Annotated in this window: 19 protein-coding genes and 1 pseudogene; 12 read left to right on the plus strand and 8 right to left on the minus strand. The window is 41.6% G+C overall.

The genetic code is table 11. From position 1 onward, the window contains the following. Positions 1–17: 17 nt before the first annotated feature. Positions 18–2,582, minus strand: coding sequence for a bifunctional diguanylate cyclase/phosphodiesterase (locus B9T23_RS10980; protein WP_086194127.1), 2,565 nt, complete (start codon positions 2,580–2,582; stop codon positions 18–20). Between the two features lie 453 nt (positions 2,583–3,035). Here B9T23_RS10980 and B9T23_RS17240 point away from each other — a divergent pair. After that, positions 3,036–3,175, plus strand: a pseudogene (locus B9T23_RS17240) (RNA-guided endonuclease InsQ/TnpB family protein); the annotation flags it as partial. A gap of 455 nt (positions 3,176–3,630) precedes the next feature. On the opposite strand, the gene B9T23_RS10985 reads toward B9T23_RS17240, so the two are convergent. The 4 genes from B9T23_RS10985 to B9T23_RS11000 are packed head-to-tail and all read right to left on the minus strand — an operon-like array spanning position 3,631 to position 8,390. After that, positions 3,631–4,686, minus strand: coding sequence for a Csu type fimbrial protein (locus tag B9T23_RS10985; RefSeq protein ID WP_086194128.1), 1,056 nt, complete (start codon positions 4,684–4,686; stop codon positions 3,631–3,633). Continuing rightward, positions 4,686–7,127: a fimbria/pilus outer membrane usher protein gene (locus B9T23_RS10990; RefSeq protein WP_228145920.1), complete on the minus strand. Its 2,442-nt coding sequence runs from the start codon at positions 7,125–7,127 to the stop codon at positions 4,686–4,688. The genes B9T23_RS10985 and B9T23_RS10990 overlap by 1 nt, the downstream gene beginning before the upstream one ends. Then, entirely contained in the window at positions 7,078–7,842 is a 765-nt protein-coding gene (locus B9T23_RS10995; RefSeq protein WP_213033039.1) for a fimbrial biogenesis chaperone, read from the minus strand. Before B9T23_RS10995 ends, B9T23_RS10990 begins: the two co-directional genes overlap by 50 nt. 5 nt (positions 7,843–7,847) lie before the next feature. Beyond that, complete coding sequence (locus B9T23_RS11000) at positions 7,848–8,390, minus strand: Csu type fimbrial protein (RefSeq protein ID WP_086194130.1); 543 nt, start codon at positions 8,388–8,390, stop codon at positions 7,848–7,850. A gap of 1,822 nt (positions 8,391–10,212) precedes the next feature. Here B9T23_RS11000 and B9T23_RS11005 point away from each other — a divergent pair. From B9T23_RS11005 to B9T23_RS11040, 8 genes are all read left to right on the plus strand, one after another. Continuing rightward, positions 10,213–10,731, plus strand: coding sequence for a lipocalin family protein (locus tag B9T23_RS11005; protein WP_407640426.1), 519 nt, complete (start codon positions 10,213–10,215; stop codon positions 10,729–10,731). A 129-nt stretch (positions 10,732–10,860) separates the two neighbouring features. After that, a complete protein-coding gene (locus B9T23_RS11010) occupies positions 10,861–11,844 on the plus strand; it encodes an acyl-CoA desaturase (RefSeq protein ID WP_067723705.1) in 984 nt (327 codons plus the stop codon). Beyond that, complete coding sequence (locus B9T23_RS11015) at positions 11,841–13,109, plus strand: NAD(P)/FAD-dependent oxidoreductase (protein WP_067723706.1); 1,269 nt, start codon at positions 11,841–11,843, stop codon at positions 13,107–13,109. The genes B9T23_RS11010 and B9T23_RS11015 overlap by 4 nt, the downstream gene beginning before the upstream one ends. Before the next feature lie 19 nt (positions 13,110–13,128). Continuing rightward, positions 13,129–13,914, plus strand: a complete 786-nt coding sequence (locus tag B9T23_RS11020) for a DUF1365 domain-containing protein (RefSeq protein ID WP_086194131.1) — start codon at positions 13,129–13,131, stop codon at positions 13,912–13,914. Positions 13,915–13,917: 3 nt separating this feature from the next. Continuing rightward, positions 13,918–15,117: an SAM-dependent methyltransferase gene (locus B9T23_RS11025; protein WP_086194132.1), complete on the plus strand. Its 1,200-nt coding sequence runs from the start codon at positions 13,918–13,920 to the stop codon at positions 15,115–15,117. Positions 15,118–15,151: 34 nt separating this feature from the next. Beyond that, positions 15,152–15,931 carry a DUF1295 domain-containing protein gene (locus B9T23_RS11030; protein WP_067723728.1) on the plus strand — a complete coding sequence of 260 codons (780 nt, stop codon included), beginning with the start codon at positions 15,152–15,154 and terminating at the stop codon, positions 15,929–15,931. Between the two features lie 8 nt (positions 15,932–15,939). Continuing rightward, a complete protein-coding gene (locus tag B9T23_RS11035; protein ID WP_067723709.1) occupies positions 15,940–16,989 on the plus strand; it encodes an SAM-dependent methyltransferase in 1,050 nt (349 codons plus the stop codon). Positions 16,990–17,019: 30 nt separating this feature from the next. After that, positions 17,020–18,348, plus strand: a complete 1,329-nt coding sequence (locus tag B9T23_RS11040) for a sensor histidine kinase (RefSeq protein WP_067723710.1) — start codon at positions 17,020–17,022, stop codon at positions 18,346–18,348. A gap of 14 nt (positions 18,349–18,362) precedes the next feature. Here the strand turns inward: B9T23_RS11040 and B9T23_RS11045 are convergent, their stop codons facing one another. The 3 genes from B9T23_RS11045 to B9T23_RS11055 are packed head-to-tail and all read right to left on the minus strand — an operon-like array spanning position 18,363 to position 20,110. After that, positions 18,363–19,049, minus strand: coding sequence for a response regulator transcription factor (locus B9T23_RS11045; protein ID WP_067723711.1), 687 nt, complete (start codon positions 19,047–19,049; stop codon positions 18,363–18,365). 18 nt (positions 19,050–19,067) lie between these two features. Beyond that, a complete protein-coding gene (locus tag B9T23_RS11050; protein ID WP_067723712.1) occupies positions 19,068–19,568 on the minus strand; it encodes a chalcone isomerase family protein in 501 nt (166 codons plus the stop codon). Further along, the gene (locus B9T23_RS11055) at positions 19,538–20,110 is read right to left on the minus strand and encodes a nuclear transport factor 2 family protein (RefSeq protein WP_067723713.1); all 573 of its coding nucleotides are present in this window, start codon (positions 20,108–20,110) and stop codon (positions 19,538–19,540) included. Before B9T23_RS11055 ends, B9T23_RS11050 begins: the two co-directional genes overlap by 31 nt. 687 nt (positions 20,111–20,797) lie before the next feature. On the opposite strand from B9T23_RS11055, the gene B9T23_RS11060 reads away from it, so the two are divergent. The 3 genes from B9T23_RS11060 (at position 20,798) to B9T23_RS11070 (ending at position 25,076) form a co-directional block, all read left to right on the plus strand. After that, complete coding sequence (locus B9T23_RS11060; RefSeq protein WP_067723714.1) at positions 20,798–21,262, plus strand: MarR family winged helix-turn-helix transcriptional regulator; 465 nt, start codon at positions 20,798–20,800, stop codon at positions 21,260–21,262. 564 nt (positions 21,263–21,826) lie between these two features. After that, positions 21,827–24,583, plus strand: a complete 2,757-nt coding sequence (gene acnA, locus B9T23_RS11065) for an aconitate hydratase AcnA (protein WP_086194133.1) — start codon at positions 21,827–21,829, stop codon at positions 24,581–24,583. Positions 24,584–24,842: 259 nt separating this feature from the next. Beyond that, complete coding sequence (locus tag B9T23_RS11070) at positions 24,843–25,076, plus strand: hypothetical protein (RefSeq protein ID WP_067723715.1); 234 nt, start codon at positions 24,843–24,845, stop codon at positions 25,074–25,076. Positions 25,077–25,235: the final 159 nt, after the last annotated feature.

Consider the following 25,235-nt stretch of genomic DNA (forward strand, 5'->3'; position numbering starts at 1 on the left):
AACTGTATTTATTTTCATCATAATTCTACCTGCTTATAATTAAGTTTGAGCTCCGCAAGGCAAGCAGGTCTAGCAAAATAGTAGCCTTGAAAATAATTACATTCATATTTTTTGAGGAACTGAGCCTGGGCTTGATTTTCTATGCCTTCAGCAACTACGTTTAATCCCAGTTTATGGGCCATGACAATAATGGCAGCAACAATAGCGCCATCTTTTTCATTTTCAGGTAAATGTTCAATAAAACTACGATCAAGTTTGATCTCATCAATAGGTAAAGTCCGTAGATAGCTCAGACTGGAGTAGCCTGTTCCAAAGTCATCTACAGACACTTTGACGCCTAAATCACGCACAGTTTTTAAAATTTCTGCAGAACGATCAGCACCTGCAATTAACATGGTTTCAGTGACTTCAATTTTTAACAACTCGGGTGGCAATTGCGTATCTGCAAGTGTTTTTTGCAAGTCATGCAGAAAGCCTGTACGTCTAAATTGTAAAGGAGAAAGATTGACTGCGACACTAAGGGTAGCACCATGTTTCTTATTCCATTCCACAATATCCTGACAAGCTTGTTGTAAAACCCACTGGCCAATCACTACAATTTGACCTGTTCTTTCAGCGAACGGGATAAAGTCTGCTGGAGAAATCAAACCTCTTTGTGGATGCTGCCAACGAATTAAGGCTTCTACACTTTTCAATTGGCCTGAGTCAGCATCAATAACCGGTTGATAGACGAGCCTAAACTGTTTTTCTTCGAGGGCGACCATTAATTCATGGCGCATCAGCACGTAATCGATTTTGTGTGTGCGGGTCGCATTAAAAGCATACCAGTGCCAAGTATTTCCACCTTCTTTTTTTGCTTCACTCATGGCATGGATCGCATGATGCAGCAATTGTTTAGATTTTTCTACCTGCGGGTCATCATCTGCAATGCCAATACTGGCACTAATATGGATTTTATGATTCTCAATATCAAATGGAACGGATAAACTTTTTAATATTTGCTCTGCAATAACAGCGACTTCTTTTAAGTCATGACACTTATTCAGAAGTATGGCAAATTCATCTCCTGAAAAATGAGAAATCACATCCTCTTCTTGAATGACTTGACGCAGGCGATTTGCTACAGCACTCAGAAGTTGATCACCAATGACGTGTCCCAAGCTTTGATTTAAAGGTTGGAAGTCATCTAAATCTACATACATAACAATCAAGGATTGATGACTCTCATGTTGTATGCAAAATGCGACATCGAGTGCTTCTTCAAAGGTATGATGGTTAATTAATCCAGTTAAATTATCGTGGGTTTGCTGACGGGCGATATATTCGCTATTTGCCCGTTGTTGAGTGACATCTTGCTGAATTCCAATAAAATGTGTGCAAAAGTTTTTGTCATTAAAAACTGGTCCTAATATCAGTTGGTTCCAGAACCAGCTACCATCTTTACGATAGTTCTTTAAGGTGACCTGAATTTCTTCTTGTTCTTTAATCGCATTTCGTATTTTATTAACCGTCTCAGGATCTGTATCAGGACCTTGCAGAAAATGACAATTTTGACCTATCACTTCTTCTTTCGTATAACCGGTCAGGTTTTCAAAAGCAGGATTAACATATTCAATAGCTTGGTTCTGGGTCGCATTGGCCAACACGATGCCATGAGGATTAGCATCAACACTACGTTTAAGCAGACGCAGCATTTCTTCGGTTTCACGCCGATAGGTAATATCTCGAGCGATACCGAATACGCCAACCACCTGTTGAGCTTGTTTTATCGGTAAATAAGTGAGGTCCAACCAGTAACATTCCCCTAAGGCATTCAGCGCTTGGATTTCCAGGTGCTGACCATTGCCGTTCACCGCTTGTTCAAAAGCAGTTTCAGCTATGGCCTGAGATTCAGCACAAATAAATTTCGAGAAATGTAAGCCCATAATCTGTTCAAGACTATATTTAGTGATGTCTTTAGAGGCAAGATTAACATCAATAATGCTGCCTTCAAGATCATGTTCAAAAATTGCATCAGGATGGTAATTGAAGAAAGATCGATATTTATCATTAAGAGTCAGGCTTTGTTGCCGTTCTGCATGAAGATCCATACTTAAGGCAACTAAAGATGCTGCATGACGAATTAATTTAATATGAGTGGAGGTTGGACATTTAGGAGAACGATAATAGGTTCCAAATGTACCATAGAGTTTTCCTTGCGCATTAATAATAGGCGTAGACCAACACGCATTTAGATTTTCTTCTTGAATCAGGGTTTTGAAAGATTCCCAGTTCTTATCAATCGCTAAATTTTCACAAATAATTAGTTTTCGATGAAAAGCTGCTGCCCCACACGCTCCCACATTTGGCCCTATCTTTAGATCTGTGATCGCTTCTTTATATCGATTAGAAAAATGCTTTGTATCCCTTATCAGATTTAAAGTTTGTTCAGTTTCTGAGTACAACATAATGGATACCATTGAATCTGGTATCCGAGCTTCTAACCATTCACTGACAGTCTGAAAGATGAGTGCTAAGTCGGCATGCTGCCCAATTAAATTAAAGATAGATTGAGTATCTAAATAACTCGCTGTTTGACTCATATAGCATTCCATTCTTGAGTTGTATTGCGCATTTTTGATAGATTCTCAACTGAAATTCTTTAAATGGGATCTAAATATTAATTACTAATTTTACTTAAATAATATAACAAAAATGTGATAATCCTCACATATAATTATCTGCCAGTTTATAAATATCAGATCTCGCGGCAGCTCTTGATCCATAAATTATCAAATCGAGTGTAAAACTCCGCCTTTAGGCTCATTTAAAATACAGGCCATGCTATCAATAGCCTTCTTAATATGGCCTGTGGGGTTATCTGAAGCCGCTTGAAAAACATTTTATTGTCCAGCGCGAATATTATCAGGTTGTCAATTCTATTGTATCAATATCAGAAGGTACATTACTTAGTAGTGACCATCGTGCCATTACTTTAGCCTCATTATCCTGAATAACAGCAACCACTAATCTTGCATCAATGGCTCCCCTTGCTCAAAGGTAGGACCGGGCTTGGAATAAGAGAATGGCAGTGTGAGTGTTCAAGTGTTTAGATAGAAACATTGACTTAAATACTGCAAGAAACATTCTCATGCTTGAGCATAAGCGTCTAGCAGTAGGAATCCCTGTCCTTTAGTCAGGGAGGATGCAAAAATATCTGTTGTAGCGGACTTCCTGCTTCTATTTATAAAATTTTATTTCATTTGTGGAAATTTTCTATTCCAAATATATATATGAATATGAAAATTTCCTATTAAAGAATTAAGGAAAAATCGGATATTCTTGACCTAGTAAAAAGAACCTATTTTACATCACTACTATTAGATAAGGTGTAGATAGATGAAACCCTATAATTATAAAAACATAACTACGAACCTATAGGAACGTAAGTTATAAAGAGGAAAAGCCTAGGCGCTAAGCCTTATAGTTTTGGGAGAGACTATAAGGCTTTATTTTTTATACTACCTTTTGTGCGAAGTAACAAAACTTGTTTAGGAAAGTAGTGGCTCTTTAATCCGAATATTCATCACTTGGTAAGATGGCTTGTCATTCCAAAGAGGATTAAAGTCTGATATGAAAATATAAATAATATCAATAATTTATCTTGATGGTTACCCTATCTGAGTAGTTGTCAGGTTTAAAGTCAACATTAGGCACAGTGACATACACAGGCTGTGTTTGAACTGCTCCTGTACCGGTACCTGTAACCCCATTCCCTACAGAGGTAGAAGTAGCAGTGTTGCCCCATATCGCTCCCCCAAGACCAGTATTTGAACGCAGTTGGTAGAGTACCTTGTCAGGGTTGCCGCTGGTGCCACTCATAACCCCTGTACCCTCTACGTTGCCGTTTGATGGAGTCAATCCGATGTTATAGGGTGCGCCATTTGTGCATTTCACGCCGATCGCATTACTATTGTTACCAGCGATATTGGTCGTTCCGGCTGAATAACTGCCCAAGTTAATGTCGGAAGTAGCAGTAACTACACAGCTGGGAATAACAGTGGCCTGGACTTTAAACGGGAATCGAATGCTTCCTTGCTTTCCATTTGAGCAATCAGCGGCATTCTCGTTGGGGCCGGATTTGTATGTTAATGAGGTATGGTTACCATTTCCGAAATCATTGCTATAGGTTCCGGCTGTGGCACTAGTATTATTGCTTCCAGAAATCAGGGAGATCGTGACACGTACGTTGCCTGAGATCGTTGAACTTGCAGAGATGGGGAGTGAGCCTGAATCGTATTCTTTAGGTTGAGTAGTATAAGTACGGCTGCCCCAAACACTATTGTCAGGTAATGTCATGGTGAATGCCAGAGGATTACTGCTTGATCCAGCATTCTTCATATAGCGTGGGTAAAGGGTACCAGGGGCAGAGTCGCCGCCATCAACTGCAAGGCAGACCGACACATATCCGGCAGTGTCACCGATATTGGTACAACTATAATTTAATGTAGCTGAGATGCTGGCATTGTTAGCATTACTGGGCGTGATAGTACCAATATTCACAATACCAGTGCTTCCTGCTGTTGTATTCATGCCTGCTGAACATGTAACAGTGAGAGCTGCTTGCGCATTGCTTGTTGCTAACCATAAGCTTGTTGTTAGTATTAAAAATAGGCTATAACGCCACTGAAATATATTTATATTCATTATTGTACCTTCTGGCAGATGAGTGGGCCAATCAGTGGAATTCCATCACTCTGCTTTTGATAGTCAAAACTAGTCTTACAGACATCACCAGATGGCGTAGTCACCTCTAGCACATTGTGCTCATCCAGTGTGTCCAAATAGACATCACCATCAAATCCAACGATTGCTGTCGAAGCTTCTTTCTTACTGAGTAATTGTACCTGACTGCCTATTTCTATGGGTTGGTCATTACTATCTTTAAGAATCACAGAGGCCGAGCGCGCTGGAGTAATGCCAAAATTCACTAATATGCCAGAACGATCAGTCGGTGTAGCTTCAATACTCACCTTATCAATCCGCAGATCAGCGGGTAAGTTCATGGGATCAATGCTGATCTTATTGTCTTGGTAAGCGTTCAGCGATGTCACCAGTAAACGGCCATGACTATTGGTGGTGCCAATATTGTTGTTTTGCAGTAGTATCGGTACGTTGCCAATCCCCTCAGTAGAGACTATTGCAAAACCGCTATTGATTTGGCGTGCAGCAAATATTCCCCCACCCATCATGACCAGTGAACCCGTGCCACTTGCATAGCTAAAGTAGTTACCATCGTTGCTACTGATACCTGCTTGTACCTGACCGTATCGACCTAGGTAATTCAGTTCGGCTAGTCCAGCGTTACTGTCATCACTACTGGTACTGTGTTGTGCTTGTGCACGCCAGCCTAAGCCACCTGCACTCGGAACCGATTGTGAGACATCAACTACAAATTCATTGCGATGGTCTGTGTGCTGCACACCGCTGCTGACATAAATATTACGGTCTAGCGAAAGTGATGCACCAAGTGAGGCGCTGTTATTGGCTGAGTTATTAAGATCTTGATTATAGTTAAAGTTCAGGCTTAGGCGTTGACCAATGGATTTAGCCCAATAAATGCTGGCAAACTGTGTGGTTTCCTGCTGCGAATAGGCCACTTTATTATAACTTAAGCCAAAATTGCCCAAAGATTGAGTACTGTAACCTGTTGAGATTTGTTCACTTCGGTGGGCAGGGGCTGTTCCATACTGTGTAGCTACATCACGATAATCTCCATGGGTGGCCAATGTATTGAGACCGATATTGAAACGATTGTTATTCCATGAGTAGTTTGCGCTGTATTGTGTGCCATTTTGGCCTTGACTCTCGCTGCCAGCCAGTGATGCGAACACAATGCCGCCTGCACTGCCGAGTAACCAAGTGCCACCGACTCCAGCATTGCTGAGACCATTAGTCACTTCCGCATGGGCTTCTGCGCTAAAGTGGTTATTTACCCCGTAACGCCAGGTACCACTAGCGGCTATATCATTGCCGTAATCAAAGGAAGTGATACCATAGTTTTCGCGCACTACACCAAGCTCTACTGACCAGTCGGCAAGACCTGATTGTAGCAAACGATGAGCGTCATAAAGCGAGAAATTAAGAGTGGTATTTTGTCCTAATGCATCAGTCAATACCAGCTGTGCAGTACCAGCACCACTGAAACTAGGTGCTGTATTAATCTCAAATGGGCCAGCGGGTACTTCACCACTATATTGTTTGAGGCCATTTACATACAGGTCTACCGCCGAGGGCAGCGTTGCAGAGCCAAAAAATGAAGGCAATGGCGTAGTTGTCCGATAAGGTTGCAGATCGAAATTTGTTCCAATTTGCAATCCTCCTAGGCGTGTGGAGCGTGTCCAGGAGAGTGCGCTCGTGAGCATGTCTCCAGCACGAACCGTAATCATTCTGTCGGCAAATGAAGTACTCCAGCTGGTATCCAGACGTACAGTACGACCTTGCCAGTCATTACCATTACCAGCGTTATCAGTGAGGCGGTTTTCTGTAGTGAGTGCGGTGGAGCTTAATACGCCTAGGGCATTAAATGCGCGGAGTTCGGTATAAGCACTTAAGCTGGTGGCATTGTGCTCTGCTTGTGTGCCGTAGAGGTTGTAATTTAACAGTATACCGGGCGATGCGGTCGGTTGCGGGCGCTTGGTACTGTTGGTATTCAGGACGGTGGTGGCCAGATTGAGCATACTTAATGGAGCAATAATACTGACCGTTTGCCGACGCTCATCATAATTGACTTTGATGCCCGTCAAGCTGTTCAGCTGTACCGGATCGCTAGTGCTAGGCGGCAAAATAAAGCCGAGCTGTTGTAGTATGCTAGCACTTGCCCAAAGCTGACCTTCATGGTAGTTGAAATGGCTTAGACCCGCGCTGGTACCGTTAAGAGTAACGTCCAGATACAGGTCGAGATCATCTACATTACTAGCCTTGTAATTGTTAAGATTGAGTTTGGCCAATTCGGTATCGGCAATGTCTGCAGAAACAATATCTGTCAGTTCCACAGCGTAACTGACAGATATCCACATACTTTGCATTAAAAATGCCTTAGCGAGTGGAATTGTCCAGCATACCGTCTTGTGTCGTCTGAGTTCCATTAATCATTACCTTGAATTTACCGCCTTTCTTAAGTGCTGAGGGCGGGATATTAAGCGTCCAGTGCATGGTGGCGCCCGGTAATACATACCCCAGCAAACCTTGATGTATATCAACACTATTATTGCCAGCAGTATCAATCCAGCTCAGATCTGCCAATTGAGCATGACCATTTCCGCTATTGCTGATGTGTAATACCATCTGCTTGCCATCTGCTTGTGGGCTGTAGCCCCACTGCAAGTGAGGAGTGGTCTCGGCAATACCAACAGGCTTTACAAATACAGGGAGTGAGTAGCTCAATGCAAACTGCAAGCCCGTCTTTTGTTCAGTCGATTGAACAGGCAATTCATCAATGGATAATCGGTAACTCTCTTCTACCGCCCCTGCACCTTGTGGTGGTGCCTTGGCACGGATAATTCTGATCAGTTGCTGCTCACCGGGTTTGAGTTCAATCATCGGTGGGCTGGCCAATAATCCTCGTGATGGTGTGCGCTGATCACCTTTTTCGTCCTGTGACCATTGGTACACGCGTACTTGCGCGTGTACCAGATTGTCGCCAGTATTACTGAGCGTCAGGCCACTGGCATTTTCTCTGGCTTGTAAGCTTAAGGAAATGGGAGAGACTTGAAGACCACTCGCCATTGCCCAACCAGAAGACAGTAGCAAGCCAGAAATAAGACCGTGTCTTGCAACACGGTGTAACCAGAGATTTGACATTAAGATCAGTAGGTTACTTTAACTTGAACGGTATCAGTATAATCACCCACAGCAACGTCGGTAGAGCCTGTCACTGTCGCATATACTGCATGAGAAATAGTTTTGCTCATACCGGTTCCTATACCACCGACACTATTGCCAAGAGAGCCGCCTAGAACCCCTGTATCACCCCAAGATTTTGCACTAGCAGTTTCTGAATTCAACTGATACGCAATAGTGTCAGACGGTGTTGAAGTATGTATCATAATGCCAGCACCACTTGCATTAGCATTTGATGGTGTGAGCTTAATAACATAAGCGGCTCCTTTAGAGCACTGTACAGAAAGGGCAGTAGCCGATGTTTTATTAGCTGGGCCTGCAGCGCCAGCAGTAACTGAACCAAAATCAATATCTTGAGCGCCAACAGCTGCGTTCACGTTACAGGCAGAATCAATTTTGATTTTGACTTTAAACTCACCGTTAGCTGTGCCAGCGGCCATTGCAGAAACAGTAGTCAAACTACCAATAGCAAGCAATGTAGCGGTTAGTAGGTTTTTTTTAAGTTGCATGGTAAATCTCCAAGGTGTTAATTTTTTTTAGTACTTTGGTGTGTGCAAGATTTTAGTTAGCTAAATACTATAAATTTACCGTGCCAAATAACGAAAAAAAAAGCTTTTCGGATTATCTAGAGTTATCTAAAAGCTACTGATATGGCGCATCCAGAAGTATTTATTCGACACTTCGGTAATAAAAATGCGACATATGTCACAAATTATTGTGGGATTTTTACATAAGATTACATAAACTAACAGAAGTGATTTTGATCGCAGCGTATACACTTTTTTAGTGTTTGATTTTTGATCAAGCTGTATAATTTATCTTTTTTCTTTAAGATTATGCAGAAATCTCGGATAAATCAGATTGGCTATACTGTATTTACCATAAGGAAAATCAATATTTTATAAGAAGGTGATTTGTTAGGGGTATTAGTATAATTTATCTTGTTTATAGAGGAAACAGCCGTTAAAATTCGACTGTTTTTGAACAGGGCTCTACAGCTTGGCTGCTATCTACTTTAAATAGCCACCACTTTCCTAGATGGGGAGCAGTTCACTTATGATATTGTGCAAATAACACACTCAAGTCACAATCAGTGACTATGTGACATAAGGTTTTTATCATGAGCACATTAAAACAACGAATAGAATTCAATATATTCAAACAAGACTAACCATTTTCTAAGTGGTTATTCCAGATCATTTTATTGAATTTAGACCAGTTAGTCGTGCGATATATTTTAACTATATTACTGAGAGCAGTCCAATAGGACATTTCTATTTGGTTCTTGATAGGAGATTTCTACTTGGGAATAACAGCACAAAAAAGCGTGGATTCTGTATCCATATTTTATATGATTTATACTATGGAAAATTTAGTGAATTGGGTAAGAAAAGCGCAACCCTCTAATTCTTTATTTGCTTCTTTGCTCTTGTTTTTATAACAAAGAATTAGAGAGTTAAATTTCTGCTGCCCTTCTAGATTTATATTTGTTTATTGTTATTCTGAGACTGATTAAAGCACTTCTTGATTAAGATTTCATCACAAAAAATCAAAATATGATCACTAACTTGTAAGTTAATGTGACTAAAATCACATATTATTTAAACTTACAAATCATCAAACCGTATTTAGACTGCCATAGTAATTAACAGCTAATTATTTTATTAGCTTGAAGCTTTTTTATGGTACGTATAAATCTAAGACTTACTTTAATCGGACTTAATTTAAACTCTCCGGCTTCCGAGCCCTCGATTTCAATATTTTAGCTGCCCTAACTTTATTTTGGGGTAATTCAAAGTAACAGCGTATCTTTTATATAAAGGCTAGTTTTTTTGTTAAAAATACACCCTAAATAAAAAAAGCCTACCAACATTCACATGCGGTAAGCATTTGCCGTAATAAGTTCGGCTAGAGAGGGCTAGACAAATATCTTATTTTGGTTTGGCCACATTTTCGGCACACTTTAATTACATTACCTTTATCATCCTGTTCATACTCATAAGCATGTAAGCAGAACAACTCTTTTAAAAATGAAAGCATTCCATTCTCCCTTTAATCCCAGCGAATTTAAAGGAATTAGCGCTTTATTAAGTAAGCGACTAATGCACTTGTTCAATGAGAAGAATAGTGATGTTCAAGTGAATTTTTTGTGAACCTAAAGGAAAAAATGTATTTAGAGATTGCCTAAAAACAACTTGGTTTTTTAAGATCTAGATTTTATTTAATTTTTCACAGTTTGTTCACATGCCTTTAGTGTATTTTTAAAGGATTGAATACCTAACAGGTCATAAAATGAAAAGCTTGCTCAAACCTCTTTTAGCTACTGGCTTAATGGCATTCGCTGGTCTAGTTTTTTCTTTAACTGTTCAAGCAGAATCCATAAAACCCAAAGCAGTAGAAAGTATTGATGTTCAGCAATATGCGGGAAAATGGTATGAAATTGCGCACTTACCTATGTATTTCCAGCGCAACTGTGTCAGTCATACCACGGCCGATTACACTGTGAATTCAGATCATACCATTGGTGTCTTAAATAGCTGTCATACGGAAACAGGAAAAATTATCGCTTCACAAGGGGTAGCTTATCCTCAAAATAAGGGAATGAGTGAACTGAAGGTGAGTTTTCTTCCAGCCGGTTTGAGATGGTTGCCGTTCACTAAAGGTGATTATTGGGTGTTAAGAGTGGATCCTGAGTATCAGGTTGCCCTCATCGGTGGACCGACTCATAAATACTTATGGATTTTATCTAAAAAGCCTCATTTGGATGAAGCGACTTATCAATCTTATTTAGAAACAGCGCGTCAGTATGGCTATGATCTGTCAAATTTAATCAAAACACCACAACAGTAAGGGGTCGACTTCATACTGAGGTAATCTGGGTTGCCTCAGTATAGAATAGGACATGAGCTTCACATAAATTTCATATCGCATTTCCTAGAATGAAAAGTATAAATAAATATTCAATATCCGGAAGAAACAATGTTTAAATTTTTTCTACGCTGGATGGATAGCTGGTCGGGTGATGCGAATACTCCAACAGTGCAACCCGTCAGGCATGCTAAAGACATCCAAATTCAATGGGTGCGTATCTTGCCCTTTATATTATTGCATATTGCCTGTCTGGCAGTATTTTGGGTCGGTGTGTCGTGGTTTGCAGTGCTGTTTATGCTGTTTTTTTATCTGCTCAGGATGTTTGCAATTACGGCATTTTTTCACCGTTACTTATCACATAAAACCTTTCAGACTTCGCGGCTTGTTCAGTTTATTTTTATCTTGATAGGCACCATGAGTGCTCAGCGCGGTCCTTTGTGGTGGGCGGCCCATCATCGTTATCATCATCGTTTTACCGATACCGAGCAAGATCCCCATTCATCTACCCATGGTTTTTGGTATAGCCACGTTGGATGGTTTCTGAATGAGCAAAATTTTAGTACCCGTAAAGCAGTGATTAAAGATTGGCTTAAGTATCCTGAACTGATCTGGTTAGATCGTTTCAGTCTTCCGGTGGTCTTAGCAACAGCAGTTGGAATCTATGTTTTAGGGGAGTGGCTGGCTGTCGCATATCCAGTATTGGCTACCACTGGGCCACAGCTTTTGGTCTGGGGCTTTGTGATTTCAACCGTATTATTGATTCATGCCACATTGTGTATCAATTCCTTGGCCCACCTATACGGTTCACGGGATTTTGAAACCCCAGATAATAGTCGTAACAATCTATTCCTTTCGATTATTACCTTGGGTGAGGGGTGGCACAACAACCATCATTATTATGCAGGTAGTACCCGACAGGGCTTTTATTGGTGGCAAATTGACGTGACTTATTACCTGCTGAAAATCATGTCATGGTTTGGGTTGGTGTGGGGATTAAAACCTATTCCTGAACGGGTATATACAGCAAGCATCCGGACAGCATCAAAAATTAAAATCAGTTCAAATAAAGTTGAACATGGGGAAGGTTCATGAAAATTGCCATTATTGGGTCCGGTATTTCAGGTTTGTATGCTGCATGGAAACTTTCGCGACAGCATCAAGTTACTATATTTGAGAAGAATATATACTTTGGTGGTCATACTGACACCCATCAGTTTCAGATCGAGGGACAGCAAGTTGCAGTAGATAGTGGCTTTATTGTATTTAATGATTTTAATTATCCCTTATTCAGTGAAATGCTAGCTCAACTTGGGGTGGAAGCCCAAAGCAGTGACATGGGATTTTCAGTCAATAATCTGGTCACTGGGCTGCAATATAATCCGTCTCAGAAATGGTCTTTATTGACCCGTCCACAAAACTTTTTGAATAAAAAGTTCCGCCGTATGCTTTCTGACTTGCTGCGTTTTTATAGTGATAATAAAGATTTATCTGTGGCTGATTATGATCCTGAACTTAGCATTGAAGCTTATTTGAATCAAAATGATTACTCGGAAGAATTTCGTCAAGAACACCTCTATCCGATGTGTGGTGCCTTATGGTCTAGTCCAGTCAATCAGATCGGTAAAATTCCGTATAAGTTTGTGATCAGTTTTTTTCAGCATCACCGGATGCTGCAGCTAAAAGAACGCCCACAATGGCAAACGGTCAAAGGTGGCTCAGCAACCTATATCCGTGCGATTCAGCAGCAATGTCCATCGATTCAGTGGAAAAATCTGGCGGTAGATGGGGTTACCCGGCATGATAATCAGGTGTTGATTGATACTGCCGAAGGACTGCAAACCTTTGACTGGGTTATTTTTGCCAGTCATGCCGATGACAGCCTAAAACTGCTCAAAGATCCGACTGCCCTAGAGTTAGATGTGCTGAAAAATTTCAGTTATCAGGATAATCATATGGTGGTGCACCATGATGAATCCATCATGCCGAAACGACGTTCGCAGTGGGCTAGTTGGCATGTCCATGTCACACCTGATCAGAGCACATCAACACCGTCTGAGCCTGGCATTCATTATGGCTTTAGCTACTGGATGAATAAGCTGCAAAATTTACCCTGCAAGACTCAGATTTTCTCGACCTTAAATCCCAATATGCCTATAAACCCAAGTCAAATCCTGGTAGAACGGCATTACCGTCATCCAGTTTTTGATGAAAAAGCCATTAAAGCACAATCGCGCTGGCAGGAGATTCAAGGACAAAATCGAAGTTCATTTTGTGGGGCCTATTGGGGCTGGGGATTCCATGAAGATGGCGCCCGCAGTGCAGCCCGTGTGGTTGAACAATTGACTCATTTACCATGATTCGCCATGGAGCTCACAGATGTTAAATACCTCGCTTGCAATTGCGGACGCGAAAATTCGTCACAGACGCTATGCGCCAAAAGCACATGCTTTTGAGTCGAATTTAAGCTATTTATGGTTTGATCCCGATCAACTCGAGGCGATTACTGAAAAGTCATGGCTTTGGTCATCGCGGCATTGGAATGTTTTGACCTTATATCCGCATGATTTTCTCACTGCCTATCAGGGTACAGTTCGAGAAAAAGTTAAAAAAGCGCTGCTGCAATATGTCGGCACGTTATTGTTGCCCGATTGGCAGATCCGTATTCTGGCCTTACCCCGCTGTCTGGGTTTTCGCTTCAATTCGGTGGTGTTTTATTTCATTCTGAATCAAGACCATCAACCGCTGTTTATTCTAAGTGAGATTACCAACACGCCATGGAATGAACGCCAGGTGTATGTGCATGACTGCCGCGATCAGGTTCAGGCACATAGTGATTTTCAGGGCTATGAGTTTGATTTTGAAAAATCATTTCATGTATCGCCATTTATGCCGATGGATATTGATTACCGTTGGCGGTTTAATTTTTCTGATCAACTTAATGTGATTCACATGCAGTTGTTGCAACAGCAACAACTGATCTTTGATGCCAGCATGCGCTTTAGCTTAAATGCCATCACATTTCCTTCACAGCAGCATGGTTATGCTCTAATGCATAGTATTGAACCTTTTAAGATGGTGGCTTCCATCTATTTTCAAGCCTTGCAGTTATGGTGGAAAAAAGTTCCATTTCATCGGCACCCAAAGAAAGATAAGGACAGATAAGTCATGCTGAAAACATTTATTTACGGTGAGCAGGATTCATTGCCATGGGTATTAAGACGGGTATTTAAACTGCGTCATGGTCAGATCCATTTTCATGGGGTATGGACCGGTACAGTCGGTGAGCCTTCTGACTTAAATGTAGATATTTATGTTCATAATGCTGAATTAATTGACCTGATTATCAAAAATGGTGTTTTAGGTGCAGCGGAAGGTTATATTCGCGGTGATTGGAGTAGTGATGATTTAGTTCAGTTGATTCAACTACTGGTACGCAACCGTGATGTATTAGATAAAATTAATCAAAACTTTATCGTGCAAGCCAGTCAGGTTGCGCTGAAAAGCTGGTACAAGACCCGTCAAAACACGCTGAAAGGCAGTCGTAAAAATATTGCAGAGCATTACGACCTCAGTAATGACTTTTTTAAATTGTTCCTCGATTCTTCCATGATGTACTCCAGTGCGGTCTTTAAAGAGACACAGATGAGTTTGGAAGAGGCCTCTGATTATAAAAAAGAACTGATTTGTCAGAAATTACAGCTGAAACCCATGGATCATTTGGTCGAAATTGGCAGTGGCTGGGGTGGTTTTGCCATTTATGCGGCACAGCATTATGGCTGTCAGGTCACCACCATTACCATTTCCCAGGCACAGTATGAAGAAGCTGTGCAACGTGTTCAGGCTGCAGGTTTGAGTCACCGTGTTGATGTTCAACTCAAAGATTATCGCTTGCTGGATGGCAAGTTCGATAAATTGGTTTCGATTGAAATGATTGAAGCCGTCGGTGAGCAATATCTGCCGACCTATTTTGAAAAATGCCGAGCTTTGCTTAAGCCGCATGGTCTGGCACTGATTCAGGCCATTACCATTGAAGATGCGCGCTATAAAAAAGCACTGAATACGGTGGACTATATTAAACGCTATATTTTTCCGGGCAGTTTTATTCCCTGCATCAGTGTTTTAACGCAAAGTGCTTCTGAACAAAAGTTACGTTTGAAGCAGCTGGATGATATTGGTCAAAGTTATGCCCAAACCCTGCATCACTGGCGTGAGCGGTTTTTAGCTGCGCAAGGTCAGGTCAAGTCACTGGGTTTTGATGACAACTTTATTCGGATGTGGGACTTCTATTTATGCTATTGCGAAGGTGGCTTTAAAGAAGGCGTGATTAGTGACGTGCATATGCTGTTTGAAGCCAGTCCTTATTAAGTTCGCTTAACCCACAGACCCAGGAGACAAGATGATGCTATGGAACTTATTCTTGCTGAATGTATTGATCATGTTGTGCTGCTGGGTGGTTGCTATATTTAATAAACGTGCCGGTATTGTCGATGTGGCCTGGAGTTTTTGTATTGGGTTAAATGTGCTGTTAAGTGCGGTATTGATTGAAACTGCACCTGACTGGCTTCGTGTTTTTATCGGTGTATTGAGTGGGTTCTGGTTCTTACGTCTTTTTTGGCATTTGCTGCGGCGTTATCAGTCAGAACAGCAGGAAGACCGCCGCTATGCCAATATGCGACGCGCCATGGGCAAGTTTCAACATCTTGGATTTTTGGCTTTTTTCATCTTTCAGGCAGGTTTAGCGATTCTTTTTTTCCTGCCGATGTGGCTGCTGTTAAATACACCTGCAGAACAGTGGGGAAGTGAGAGCATGATTTTGCTGGTTGTCTCTGCATTGATTATGGTTATCGCATTGATGGGTGAAACACTGGCTGATCAGCAATTGTATAAATTTAAACTCAATCCTGAAAATCATGGCAAAACCATGGACCAAGGCTTGTGGAGATATTCGCGCCATCCCAATTATTTCTTTGAATGGTTGCACTGGTTTGCTTATCCCATCTTAGGTTTGGCTGTGGGTTTATATGGGTTATGGATTTATCCCGTGCTGATGTGGCTGTTTTTATATTACATCACCGGGATTCCGTTTAACGAGCAACAAGCATTGAAAAATCGTGGACAAAATTATCGCGATTATCAACAACGAACATCTATGTTTATTTTGTGGAAACCCAAAAAGTAGGTACGCCCATGGATTTTATCATTCATAAGTCATTAAAATTAGTTGAAAGTGGACTGATTCCAGATCAGGCCATTCGCGCTGCAATCCGGGCACTGAGTAAAAAAAGGCTGATTCAGGAAGGGCGTTATGATCCTGAACAGGCGGCTCAGCGTTATATGGATGTGCTGAATCTGCTGAAAAACAGTGAAATTGCCGTGGCTACAGACAAAGCCAACGAGCAACACTATGAATTACCGACCGAGTTTTTTCAGGCGGTACTGGGCAAGCGTTTGAAATATAGCGCCTGTTATTTTCCCAGTGAACAAACAACGCTGGATGAAGCAGAAGAAAATGCCCTACACATTTATGCAGAGCGTGCCCAGTTAAAAGATGGTCAGCACATACTTGAGTTAGGTTGTGGCTGGGGATCTTTAACCTTGTGGATGGCAGAGCATTATCCCAATGCAAAAATTACCGCGGTATCTAATTCCGCGACACAGCGCCAGCATATTATGTCTCAGGCACATGCGCGTGGGCTCACCAATCTGAATGTGATGACCTGTGATGTGAATGTACTCGAGCTTGAACCTGCTTCTTTTGACCGGGTAGTTTCGGTGGAAATGTTCGAGCATGTGCGTAATTATCAGCGCCTGTTTGAAAAAATTCAGGGCTGGTTAAAAGCCGATGGTTTACTGTGGTGTCATATTTTCTGCCATCGTTTTTTACATTATCCTTTTGAAATCCAGTCCGAATATGACTGGATGTCGAAGTATTTCTTTACCGGCGGTCTTATGCCTTCGGCCTCTACGTTCCTGCACTTTCAGCAGCATCTCGAGCTGAGTCAGCACTGGCAATGGTCAGGTGTACAGTATCAAAGAACAGCAAATGCATGGCTAGACAATATGGATCGCCAGCAGGCTGAACTGAAGCCTTTATTTCAGCAGGTCTATGGCAAAGATGCAGATGCCTGGTGGCAACGCTGGCGCATTTTCTTTATGGCTTGTGCTGAACTGTTTGGTTTCGAGCAGGGGCAGGAATGGGTGATTGGTCACTTCCTGTTTAAAAAGAAAGGCGTATAATTTCCTCAGCTTTATCATAGCGGTCAGTTTATGTTGAAACCCGATTCAAACACTACCGGCACACATCCATTAAGCAAGGTGTTCAACCGGTATTACTGGTTGCAGATTGCACTGATCGCGCTGTCTGTGGTGATTGGTCTGGCCTGTAGTGCATGGGTTATCAAAGGTTCACTGCTGAAAACTGCACTTGAACAGGAAATGGATCATTACTGGACCCGGGTAGAACGTAATCCCAAAGCAGACTTGCCCGATACCAAAAACCTGTATGGTTATCGCTGGACAACAGATACTCCGCCAGTCCGCTTTCAGTCCATGCAGCTTGAGGACGGTGTGCATCGAATTTTCATTGATGGCAAGGAGCGCATGACGGTCTATAGCGAGCGCAATGGTCAGCATGTGTTATTGGTGTTTGGTGAAAGCAATGTCAATAAGCTGATCTGGCTGTTTGGTCTGGCTCCGCTGATGTTCAGCTTATTTGTACTGTATAGCTTTCTACTCTGGTCCAATCGCCGTGCAAAACGTTATTTTTCTCCGATTACCCGACTGGCGAATGCACTGGAGCATATTGACTGGGCACATCAGAATAAACAGGTTTCGCCTTTTCTGGGCATTCATACCAATGGCAACATGGAAGCAGAATACCTCAAACAGGCACTGGAAAAATATCATCAGGTCCTGAATGAGTTTATACAACGTGAACGTGAGTTTACTGGAGATGTGAGTCATGAGCTGCGTACTCCACTCACCATTTTAAAAGGGAATGTACAGCTTTGTCAGGCGCGTTATGGACATGATAAAGCATTGATCCGCTTAAACAATACCATTGAAGACATGCAACTGTTGGTCGACACACTACTGGCGATTGCGCGTAATAAAACTAATGATTTAAGCACTGAACTATGTATGTTGTCTGAAATCATTGAAGATTTAGTCACAGATTTAGATACAGTCAGTGCAAGTAAAGGCATGAGCATTGAAGTGCAAGATGAGGTCGGAGAACAACCGCGTTTGCTGTATCCTTCGATGACCAAAATGGTGCTGAGCAATATTTTACGTAATGCACTGAACTATTCTCAAGGATCAGAAATTCATATTATTCAGCAAAAAAATAAGATCGTGATTGCAGACAATGGCATTGGTATTAGCTTACCCAATAATGCCAAGGTGCAAGCCTTGACTGACTCGCAACTCTCTCTCACCGCCAAGGGGCATGGTATTGGCTTACAGCTGGTTCAGAAACTATGCAAACAACTGGGATGGCGAGTGGAGTTATTTGACCGACAGTATTATTTGAGTACCCATAGCGAGCTCAATCTGGCAGATACAACTGGACTGATTGTGGTGGTGTATTTACATTAACCTGCGCTGTCATCTCAACTTTCAAGGGCAATTTTTAAACCCACCCCAGACACGGTATGAATCAGTTTTTGCGCAAAAGGTTTGTCAACGACTTTACGCAAATTATAAATATGACTGCGTAAAGCATCGCTTTCCGGTTCCTCATCGCCCCAGAGTTCCATCATAATTTCCTGCTTACTGATGACCTTGGGGGAGTGGCGCATGAGAATTTTGAGCAATTTAAATTGAATCGGGGGGAGGTCAAGATTCTGACCGGCACGACTGACTGTTTGAGTTGAACTGTCCAGGATCAAATCGTGAATCTGTAGTTTACTGTTAGATACCTCACCTAATGAGCGTTTAATCAGGGCACGAATCCGCATCACCAATTCATTAAAATCAAACGGTTTCACTAGATAGTCATCGGTTCCAGAGGCAAAGCCTTTTAATTTGTCATCCAAAGTGTCACGAGCTGTAAGCATCAGTACCGGTAAATCCAGATCCTGCTCATTACGCAGCCAATCACATAAATCATAGCCTGAACCATCGGGCAAATTAATGTCCAGTAATAACAGATGATAGTGCTGATTTTTTAATAAATGACGTGCAGCATCTAGAGTCCGTGCATGATCAATGATATAGCCGTGTTCTTCTAGAAATTCACATATCGTTGCTGCTAATTCAAAGTGATCCTCAACCATGAGGATAAAGTGATTGCTCATAAGTCGATGATTAAACCTTTAATTTAATAATTGCTGCTTTAATTTAGCATTAAAAGGCGTCGCACCAAACCAAATATTAAAATATTGATTTATTTGAGTATCACTCACTTGCCCAAGGACTTTCTGGTTCAGTAATAACGTCATTTTTTGTGCAGTATGTTGGTAATTTAGACGATATAAATCGCCTTTTTTGACAGGCTTGTACCATTGGGTAATCTGGTTCAGTGCCATGTTTGGGCTATAGCCTGCAACGTTCTTTTTCAGAAAATGATTAGCTGCCCGTTTAAATGCCCATTCGGGAATATCATAACTATAGGCAAAATCGAGTTGAATACTCTGAGTGTCCCAGGCTTTTTCACAGTTTTCAGCAAAATAGCTGATCTGTCCCACATTTTTTGCAGTAACGATCAAAGGCGCTGTATTACATTTTTTTAATGTTGCAGCACCCGCTGGTACACTAACAGCTAGGATGGCCGTAGACATCAGAGTTAAAGCGATTTTTTGAAGGGTAAAATCCATCCGTATGCTCCTCCGACCAGGGGTAGTGAACGATAAAGACCATTTGCAGGATCCCAAAAATCTTGTTGGAAAATAATCTGATTTGCCGGATTTATTTTAATTTCACTTATACCATAAGAATCCATGGTTTTAGTGCGACCAAACATCTTAAAGTCATAGGCCATTTGCCAGTGAATGTAGGCAGAATCCTGATGATGTGTAGCACTGATCAGTTTGACGCTGACATTGCTTACCCGATTATTCATACCTTGAAAATGTTGGACCAAATCTTTTTTTTGAGAAAATTGAGAGAGGGTATCGTTAATAAATAATTGATCTGCATATAAATTACTGGCTTGTTTCACAAAGGCAGGAGTGCCTAAGGTATTAAATGCAGCAACAAAACGAGTGCCGATATCTAAAGCTTGTTGATCTGTTAGATTGATACCCTGAATTTTATGATCTGCCTGAGTATAGTCACTGCTATAACTTGGAACGGTTTTGCAGGCGGCTAGACTGACGAGCGCCAAGGTCGATACCAATAGTGTTTTTATAACCTTCATCACAATACTCCTTCCTTTTTATTTAATTTAAAAAAAGAGATGTGAAGGGGACGTGAACAGCTTATATATTTATCTATTATTGGGATCTCATGAAAATAAAAATCACAAATTATTCATCTCTAAAAACCCTTAACTAACTGGTTTGAAAACAGGTGGGTTAATATCCTCTCAGTTCAGATATCTTTTGCCAATAAAATTGATCATATTTTAGTCAAAATGAAATTTTATTGTGCTTTATCAATTACTCAATGCTTAAAACAATCCCCAATTTATGCGGATAAGTATGCGTATACTTTTTAATCATATTGTAGGCTTTAACGTCCAAAGATTTAGACCCTTTGCCTATAGGCAGTCTAAGGCTTATTTCCTATGATGAAATCATCAGGAATAGGAAGTTCCATAGAATAAGAAAAATAGATCAGCACAAGGATTGTAAGGTACGACAGGAGTTATACCTAGCTCACCAATACGAAAACCCTGACAGGATGTCAGGGTTTTTTATTTAATAAAATTTTGTTAGACAACATGCAAAGTATTTGTAGCTTTCCTTATAATTTTACAAGAGACTTAAGATCTGAATAAGCAATAAAAATAATTTAATATGTATTGCTAAAATGAATAGCTTTCAAATAGAATTCAATTCTGAAAATAATTTCAATTACAACAATAAATTAGAGATTTTTACTCATGACGAAAAAGTACAATAAGTTTTTTTCTGCAGCAGCCGATTTTAATCTAGATCATTCCCCGTATTATTGGGTCACTCAAGTGCATGCTCAATATGTGCAGAACGTGGATCATGCACTAAAAAAATATGGTTTAGATAATTCTCGTCGTCGTATTTTACTGGCTTTAAAAGCCAAACCCCAGGCAAGTGTATCCGAGCTATCAGAAATGGTGATTTCCAAGATGTCGACCACCACAAAAATTATTTACCGTTTAAAAGACGAAGGGTTAGTGAATACTTATAGTTGTGAAGATGATGCCCGAATTACCCGGGTTGTATTAACCGATAAAGGACAACAAATGGCGCAAAAAATTAACGATCTCAGCCACATCGTTTTAGATCAATCTTTTGATGGTTTAACACCATTACAAATTGAAAAAATGTTAGAAAGTCTTAAACTTATTTTCAGAAACTTGGCCCATTGATCTAAATATAATTAAAAAGTTACAGTTGAAAGTTTTCTGTTTCATTTTTTGTTTTATGGGCATATGAATATTCGATCTCCCCTTCAGGAGAGTGTTTTCGCTTGTGCCCATTTTGGTACCGAATGACTTTTTAGGGTCACGTATAATTGATTTTGGATATACAAATTTAAAATTTTTTAATATTGAGGACTGAGCCCTTTACAATACAGAATTCAGTCATTAAAAGCTGTTTAATCAATCGTCTAAATTTAGGGGGGCAGGTCATATTAAATGGACATCATGTTTATGGCCTTAGACACTTTTATAGACACTGAACAAACTAATACGCCGGTCAATTACCTTATATCCTTACGGGATTGGCAGAAAGTTGTCGATGCCAGAATCTGAATTGTCGGCAACTCTCTGGCAAAATTCCCTGGAAGCCCTGCATTTAACTGCCTAGCGCAATCCGATAATAAAACTTCACCCATTAATAACAAACCCGCCGCGCAGTTGGCATACAGTAAGTAAAGAAGTGGTTGACTGTGATCATAAAAATAACATCTCAAGCCGGAGGGAAACTAGATGGCTAAGTATAGTGATATCAATAGTTTTAATACCTTAGAAACATTAACCGTCGGTTCAGAACACTATCAGATTTTCAACCTATCCAAATTGCAAGTGCAGTTGGGCGACCTGTCCCGGCTGCCAAAATCTTTAAAAGTCTTGCTGGAAAATTTACTGCGTTTTGAAGATCAGCTCACGGTGAAAACCGAGCATATTTATGCGTTGGCAGGGTGGCTAAACAACCAAACCTCAGAACAGGAAATCCAGTATCGTCCAGCACGGGTACTGATGCAGGATTTTACCGGTGTTCCCGCCGTGGTTGATCTTGCCGCGATGCGTGCAGCGGTGGCCAAAGCCGGTGGTGATCCGGAAAAAATTAATCCGCTGTCACCGGTGGATTTAGTCATCGATCACTCGGTGATGGTCGATTACTTTGCCAGCCCGCAAGCTTTTGAGCAGAATGTCGCCATTGAGATGCAACGCAATGGTGAGCGCTACCAGTTCCTGCGATGGGGGCAGGCGGCGCTCAATCAGTTTCGCGTGGTACCGCCAGGAACCGGGATTTGCCACCAGGTCAATCTGGAATATCTGGCACAAGTGGTCTGGAGCAATGAGGTTGATGGGCAGCGCTTTGCCTTTCCTGATACCTTGGTCGGTACTGACTCACATACCACCATGATCAATGGCTTAGGCGTGTTAGGTTGGGGGGTAGGCGGTATCGAAGCGGAAGCGGCCATGCTGGGTCAACCGATCTCCATGCTGATTCCGGAAGTAATCGGCTTTAAGCTCACCGGTAAACTCAAAGAAGGGATTACAGCAACTGATCTGGTGCTGACCATTACCCAGATACTACGAAAAAAAGGCGTAGTTGGGAAATTTGTCGAATTTTATGGCGATGGTCTGGCCGATTTACCATTGGCTGACCGTGCCACTATTGCCAATATGGCACCCGAGTATGGCGCTACCTGTGGCTTTTTCCCGATTGATGAGGTGACTCTTTCCTATTTACGTTTAACTGGACGTCAGCCCGAAAGAATTGCCTTGGTAGAGGCCTATAGCAAGTTGCAAGGATTGTGGCGCAATCCGGGGGATGAACCAGTCTTTACAGACACTCTGGCTTTAGATATGTCGACGGTAGAAGCCAGTCTGGCGGGTCCGAAACGTCCGCAGGATCGTGTGCTATTGTCGCAAGTGCCAAAAACCTTTGCTGCCTTCATGGATCTGACCTTGAAACCGGTCAAAGAAGAAAAAGAGCGTCTGGAAAATGAAGGAGGTGGAGGTACGGCTGTTGAAGCGAAACAGGCCAACCTGCCACATGAGAATCCTTTTTGTATGATTGAGGGTAAAAAATATCCGTTGCAGCATGGCGATGTGGTGATTTCAGCCATTACCTCCTGTACCAATACCTCGAATCCCAGTGTCATGTTGGCAGCAGGACTATTAGCAAAAAAAGCACTCGAAAAAGGTTTGCAGCGGAAACCTTGGGTGAAAAGTTCACTGGCTCCAGGTTCCAAAGTGGTCAGCGATTATCTTGATGCAGCAGGGTTGACGCCTTATTTGAATCGACTGGGTTATAACCTGGTTGGTTATGGTTGTACCACCTGTATTGGTAATTCGGGACCTTTGCCTGAAGCAATTGAAGAGGCTGTGCAATGTTTCGATTTGAATGTAGCCTCAGTGCTCTCCGGAAACCGTAACTTTGAAGGACGGGTGCATCCATTGGTGAAAACCAACTGGCTAGCATCTCCACCCTTGGTTGTTGCCTATGGTTTGGTCGGGAATATTCGAACTGATCTCACTGCTGAGCCGATAGGTGAAGGCTTTGATGGCCAAGCGGTTTATTTAAAAGATATCTGGCCGACACAGGTGGAAATCGATGCCGCACTGCAGAACGTGAATACCGAGATGTTTCATAAAGAATATGCGGAAGTGTTTGAAGGCGATGCCAAGTGGAAAGCGATCCAGATTCCACAAAGTCAAACCTATGCTTGGGATGAACAATCGACCTATATCCGACATCCACCCTTTTTTGCAGAAATTGATCAGCCGGTGCGACCAATTCAGCAGATCAAACTGGCACGGATTTTGGCTGTATTGGGCGATTCAGTCACGACGGACCATATTTCCCCTGCAGGCAATATCAAAAAAGATAGTCCTGCCGGACGATATTTGCAGCAACAGGGGGTTGATGCAAAAGACTTTAACTCTTATGGATCCCGCCGTGGCAACCATGAGGTGATGATGCGAGGCACCTTTGCCAATATCCGCATCAAAAACGAAATGCTGGGTGGGGAGGAAGGTGGCAATACTCTGCATATTCCAAGTGCAGAAAAACTCTCGATTTATGATGCGGCAATGCGCTATCAGGCAGAACAAACCCCGCTAGTGATTATTGCCGGGAAAGAATATGGCACTGGTTCTTCACGTGACTGGGCGGCCAAAGGCACCAACCTGTTGGGGGTAAAAGCGGTGATTGCTGAAAGTTTTGAGCGGATTCACCGTTCCAATCTGGTCGGCATGGGGGTGTTACCTTTACAGTTTGTGGAGGGTCAGAATCGGCAGATATTGAACCTAACCGGCCATGAAACACTGTCAATTTTAGGCTTGTCGGATGATATTCATCCGCATCAAATGCTGGAAGTAGATGTGCAACATACCGATGGTACGTGTAGCCATTTTCAAGTGTTGTGTCGCATTGATACCTTGAATGAGGTCGAATACTTTAAGGCCGGTGGTATCTTGCACTATGTCTTGCGCAATTTGCTCGCTTCCTAAATTTAATGATGAAAAGCCCGACACCTGCCGGGTTTTTTGTGTCTGTAAAGACAAGACGGCTGCGGAGAAAATCAGTAAAATAGTACCAAGTAAATTGCCTATAACTTTCTTGAGTTTCTAGATGCGCTAATTTAACAAGGATTGATTTTTGATTAAATCATATAGCTCGACAGCTCAATCCGTTACGCAACCAATCATAGAAACCTGAAACAGAAACACTCAATTGATAAGCCATGAAACTAATCGGGAACGAAGATTTATGAGTATTATTTCAGTGCAAGAGCTAGACCAATTAATTGATGAAGCTGTAAAAGAAGATAAAGGGGTTAATAAAATATTAATAGGTTACAAGCTATTTTCACACCTGATGAAGGACTCAGAATTTTCTGAAGAAGTTACAAACTCGGCACTGAGTCCAACTCAGAGAAAATATAAGAAATTAAAAATAAAAGTCACCACTGATGAGTACCAATTGCATTTTAAATCTAAGTAGCCACTGAACTCCACTTTACTCAGGTAGGCATCCATTGATATGGCAGCCCTCTTCAATTTGGTTCATTTTCTGCGTTGGTCATTTTTTCGGTTCAGTTGAGTGAGTCGGAAATTGTGTTCATTGAAGTTTATTCCCATATTTATGACCCAACCAACTTTT

Origin of the sequence: Acinetobacter terrae (assembly GCF_002135195.1) — a bacterium.
Taxonomy (GTDB): domain Bacteria; phylum Pseudomonadota; class Gammaproteobacteria; order Pseudomonadales; family Moraxellaceae; genus Acinetobacter; species Acinetobacter terrae.

Excerpts from the sequence above, each read along its gene's own strand:
- B9T23_RS10980 (WP_086194127.1), bottom strand. The coding sequence starts at position 2,582 with ATGAGTCAAACAGCGAGTTATTTAGATACTCAATCTATCTTTAATTTA.
- B9T23_RS10985 (WP_086194128.1), bottom strand. The coding sequence starts at position 4,686 with ATGAATATAAATATATTTCAGTGGCGTTATAGCCTATTTTTAATACTA.
- B9T23_RS10990 (WP_228145920.1), bottom strand. The coding sequence starts at position 7,127 with ATGGAACTCAGACGACACAAGACGGTATGCTGGACAATTCCACTCGCT.
- B9T23_RS10995 (WP_213033039.1), bottom strand. The coding sequence starts at position 7,842 with ATGTCAAATCTCTGGTTACACCGTGTTGCAAGACACGGTCTTATTTCT.
- B9T23_RS11000 (WP_086194130.1), bottom strand. The coding sequence starts at position 8,390 with ATGCAACTTAAAAAAAACCTACTAACCGCTACATTGCTTGCTATTGGT.
- B9T23_RS11005 (WP_407640426.1), top strand. The coding sequence starts at position 10,213 with ATGGCATTCGCTGGTCTAGTTTTTTCTTTAACTGTTCAAGCAGAATCC.
- B9T23_RS11010 (WP_067723705.1), top strand. The coding sequence starts at position 10,861 with ATGTTTAAATTTTTTCTACGCTGGATGGATAGCTGGTCGGGTGATGCG.
- B9T23_RS11015 (WP_067723706.1), top strand. The coding sequence starts at position 11,841 with ATGAAAATTGCCATTATTGGGTCCGGTATTTCAGGTTTGTATGCTGCA.
- B9T23_RS11020 (WP_086194131.1), top strand. The coding sequence starts at position 13,129 with ATGTTAAATACCTCGCTTGCAATTGCGGACGCGAAAATTCGTCACAGA.
- B9T23_RS11025 (WP_086194132.1), top strand. The coding sequence starts at position 13,918 with ATGCTGAAAACATTTATTTACGGTGAGCAGGATTCATTGCCATGGGTA.
- B9T23_RS11030 (WP_067723728.1), top strand. The coding sequence starts at position 15,152 with ATGCTATGGAACTTATTCTTGCTGAATGTATTGATCATGTTGTGCTGC.
- B9T23_RS11035 (WP_067723709.1), top strand. The coding sequence starts at position 15,940 with ATGGATTTTATCATTCATAAGTCATTAAAATTAGTTGAAAGTGGACTG.
- B9T23_RS11040 (WP_067723710.1), top strand. The coding sequence starts at position 17,020 with ATGTTGAAACCCGATTCAAACACTACCGGCACACATCCATTAAGCAAG.
- B9T23_RS11045 (WP_067723711.1), bottom strand. The coding sequence starts at position 19,049 with ATGAGCAATCACTTTATCCTCATGGTTGAGGATCACTTTGAATTAGCA.
- B9T23_RS11050 (WP_067723712.1), bottom strand. The coding sequence starts at position 19,568 with ATGGATTTTACCCTTCAAAAAATCGCTTTAACTCTGATGTCTACGGCC.
- B9T23_RS11055 (WP_067723713.1), bottom strand. The coding sequence starts at position 20,110 with ATGAAGGTTATAAAAACACTATTGGTATCGACCTTGGCGCTCGTCAGT.
- B9T23_RS11060 (WP_067723714.1), top strand. The coding sequence starts at position 20,798 with ATGACGAAAAAGTACAATAAGTTTTTTTCTGCAGCAGCCGATTTTAAT.
- acnA (WP_086194133.1), top strand. The coding sequence starts at position 21,827 with ATGGCTAAGTATAGTGATATCAATAGTTTTAATACCTTAGAAACATTA.
- B9T23_RS11070 (WP_067723715.1), top strand. The coding sequence starts at position 24,843 with ATGAGTATTATTTCAGTGCAAGAGCTAGACCAATTAATTGATGAAGCT.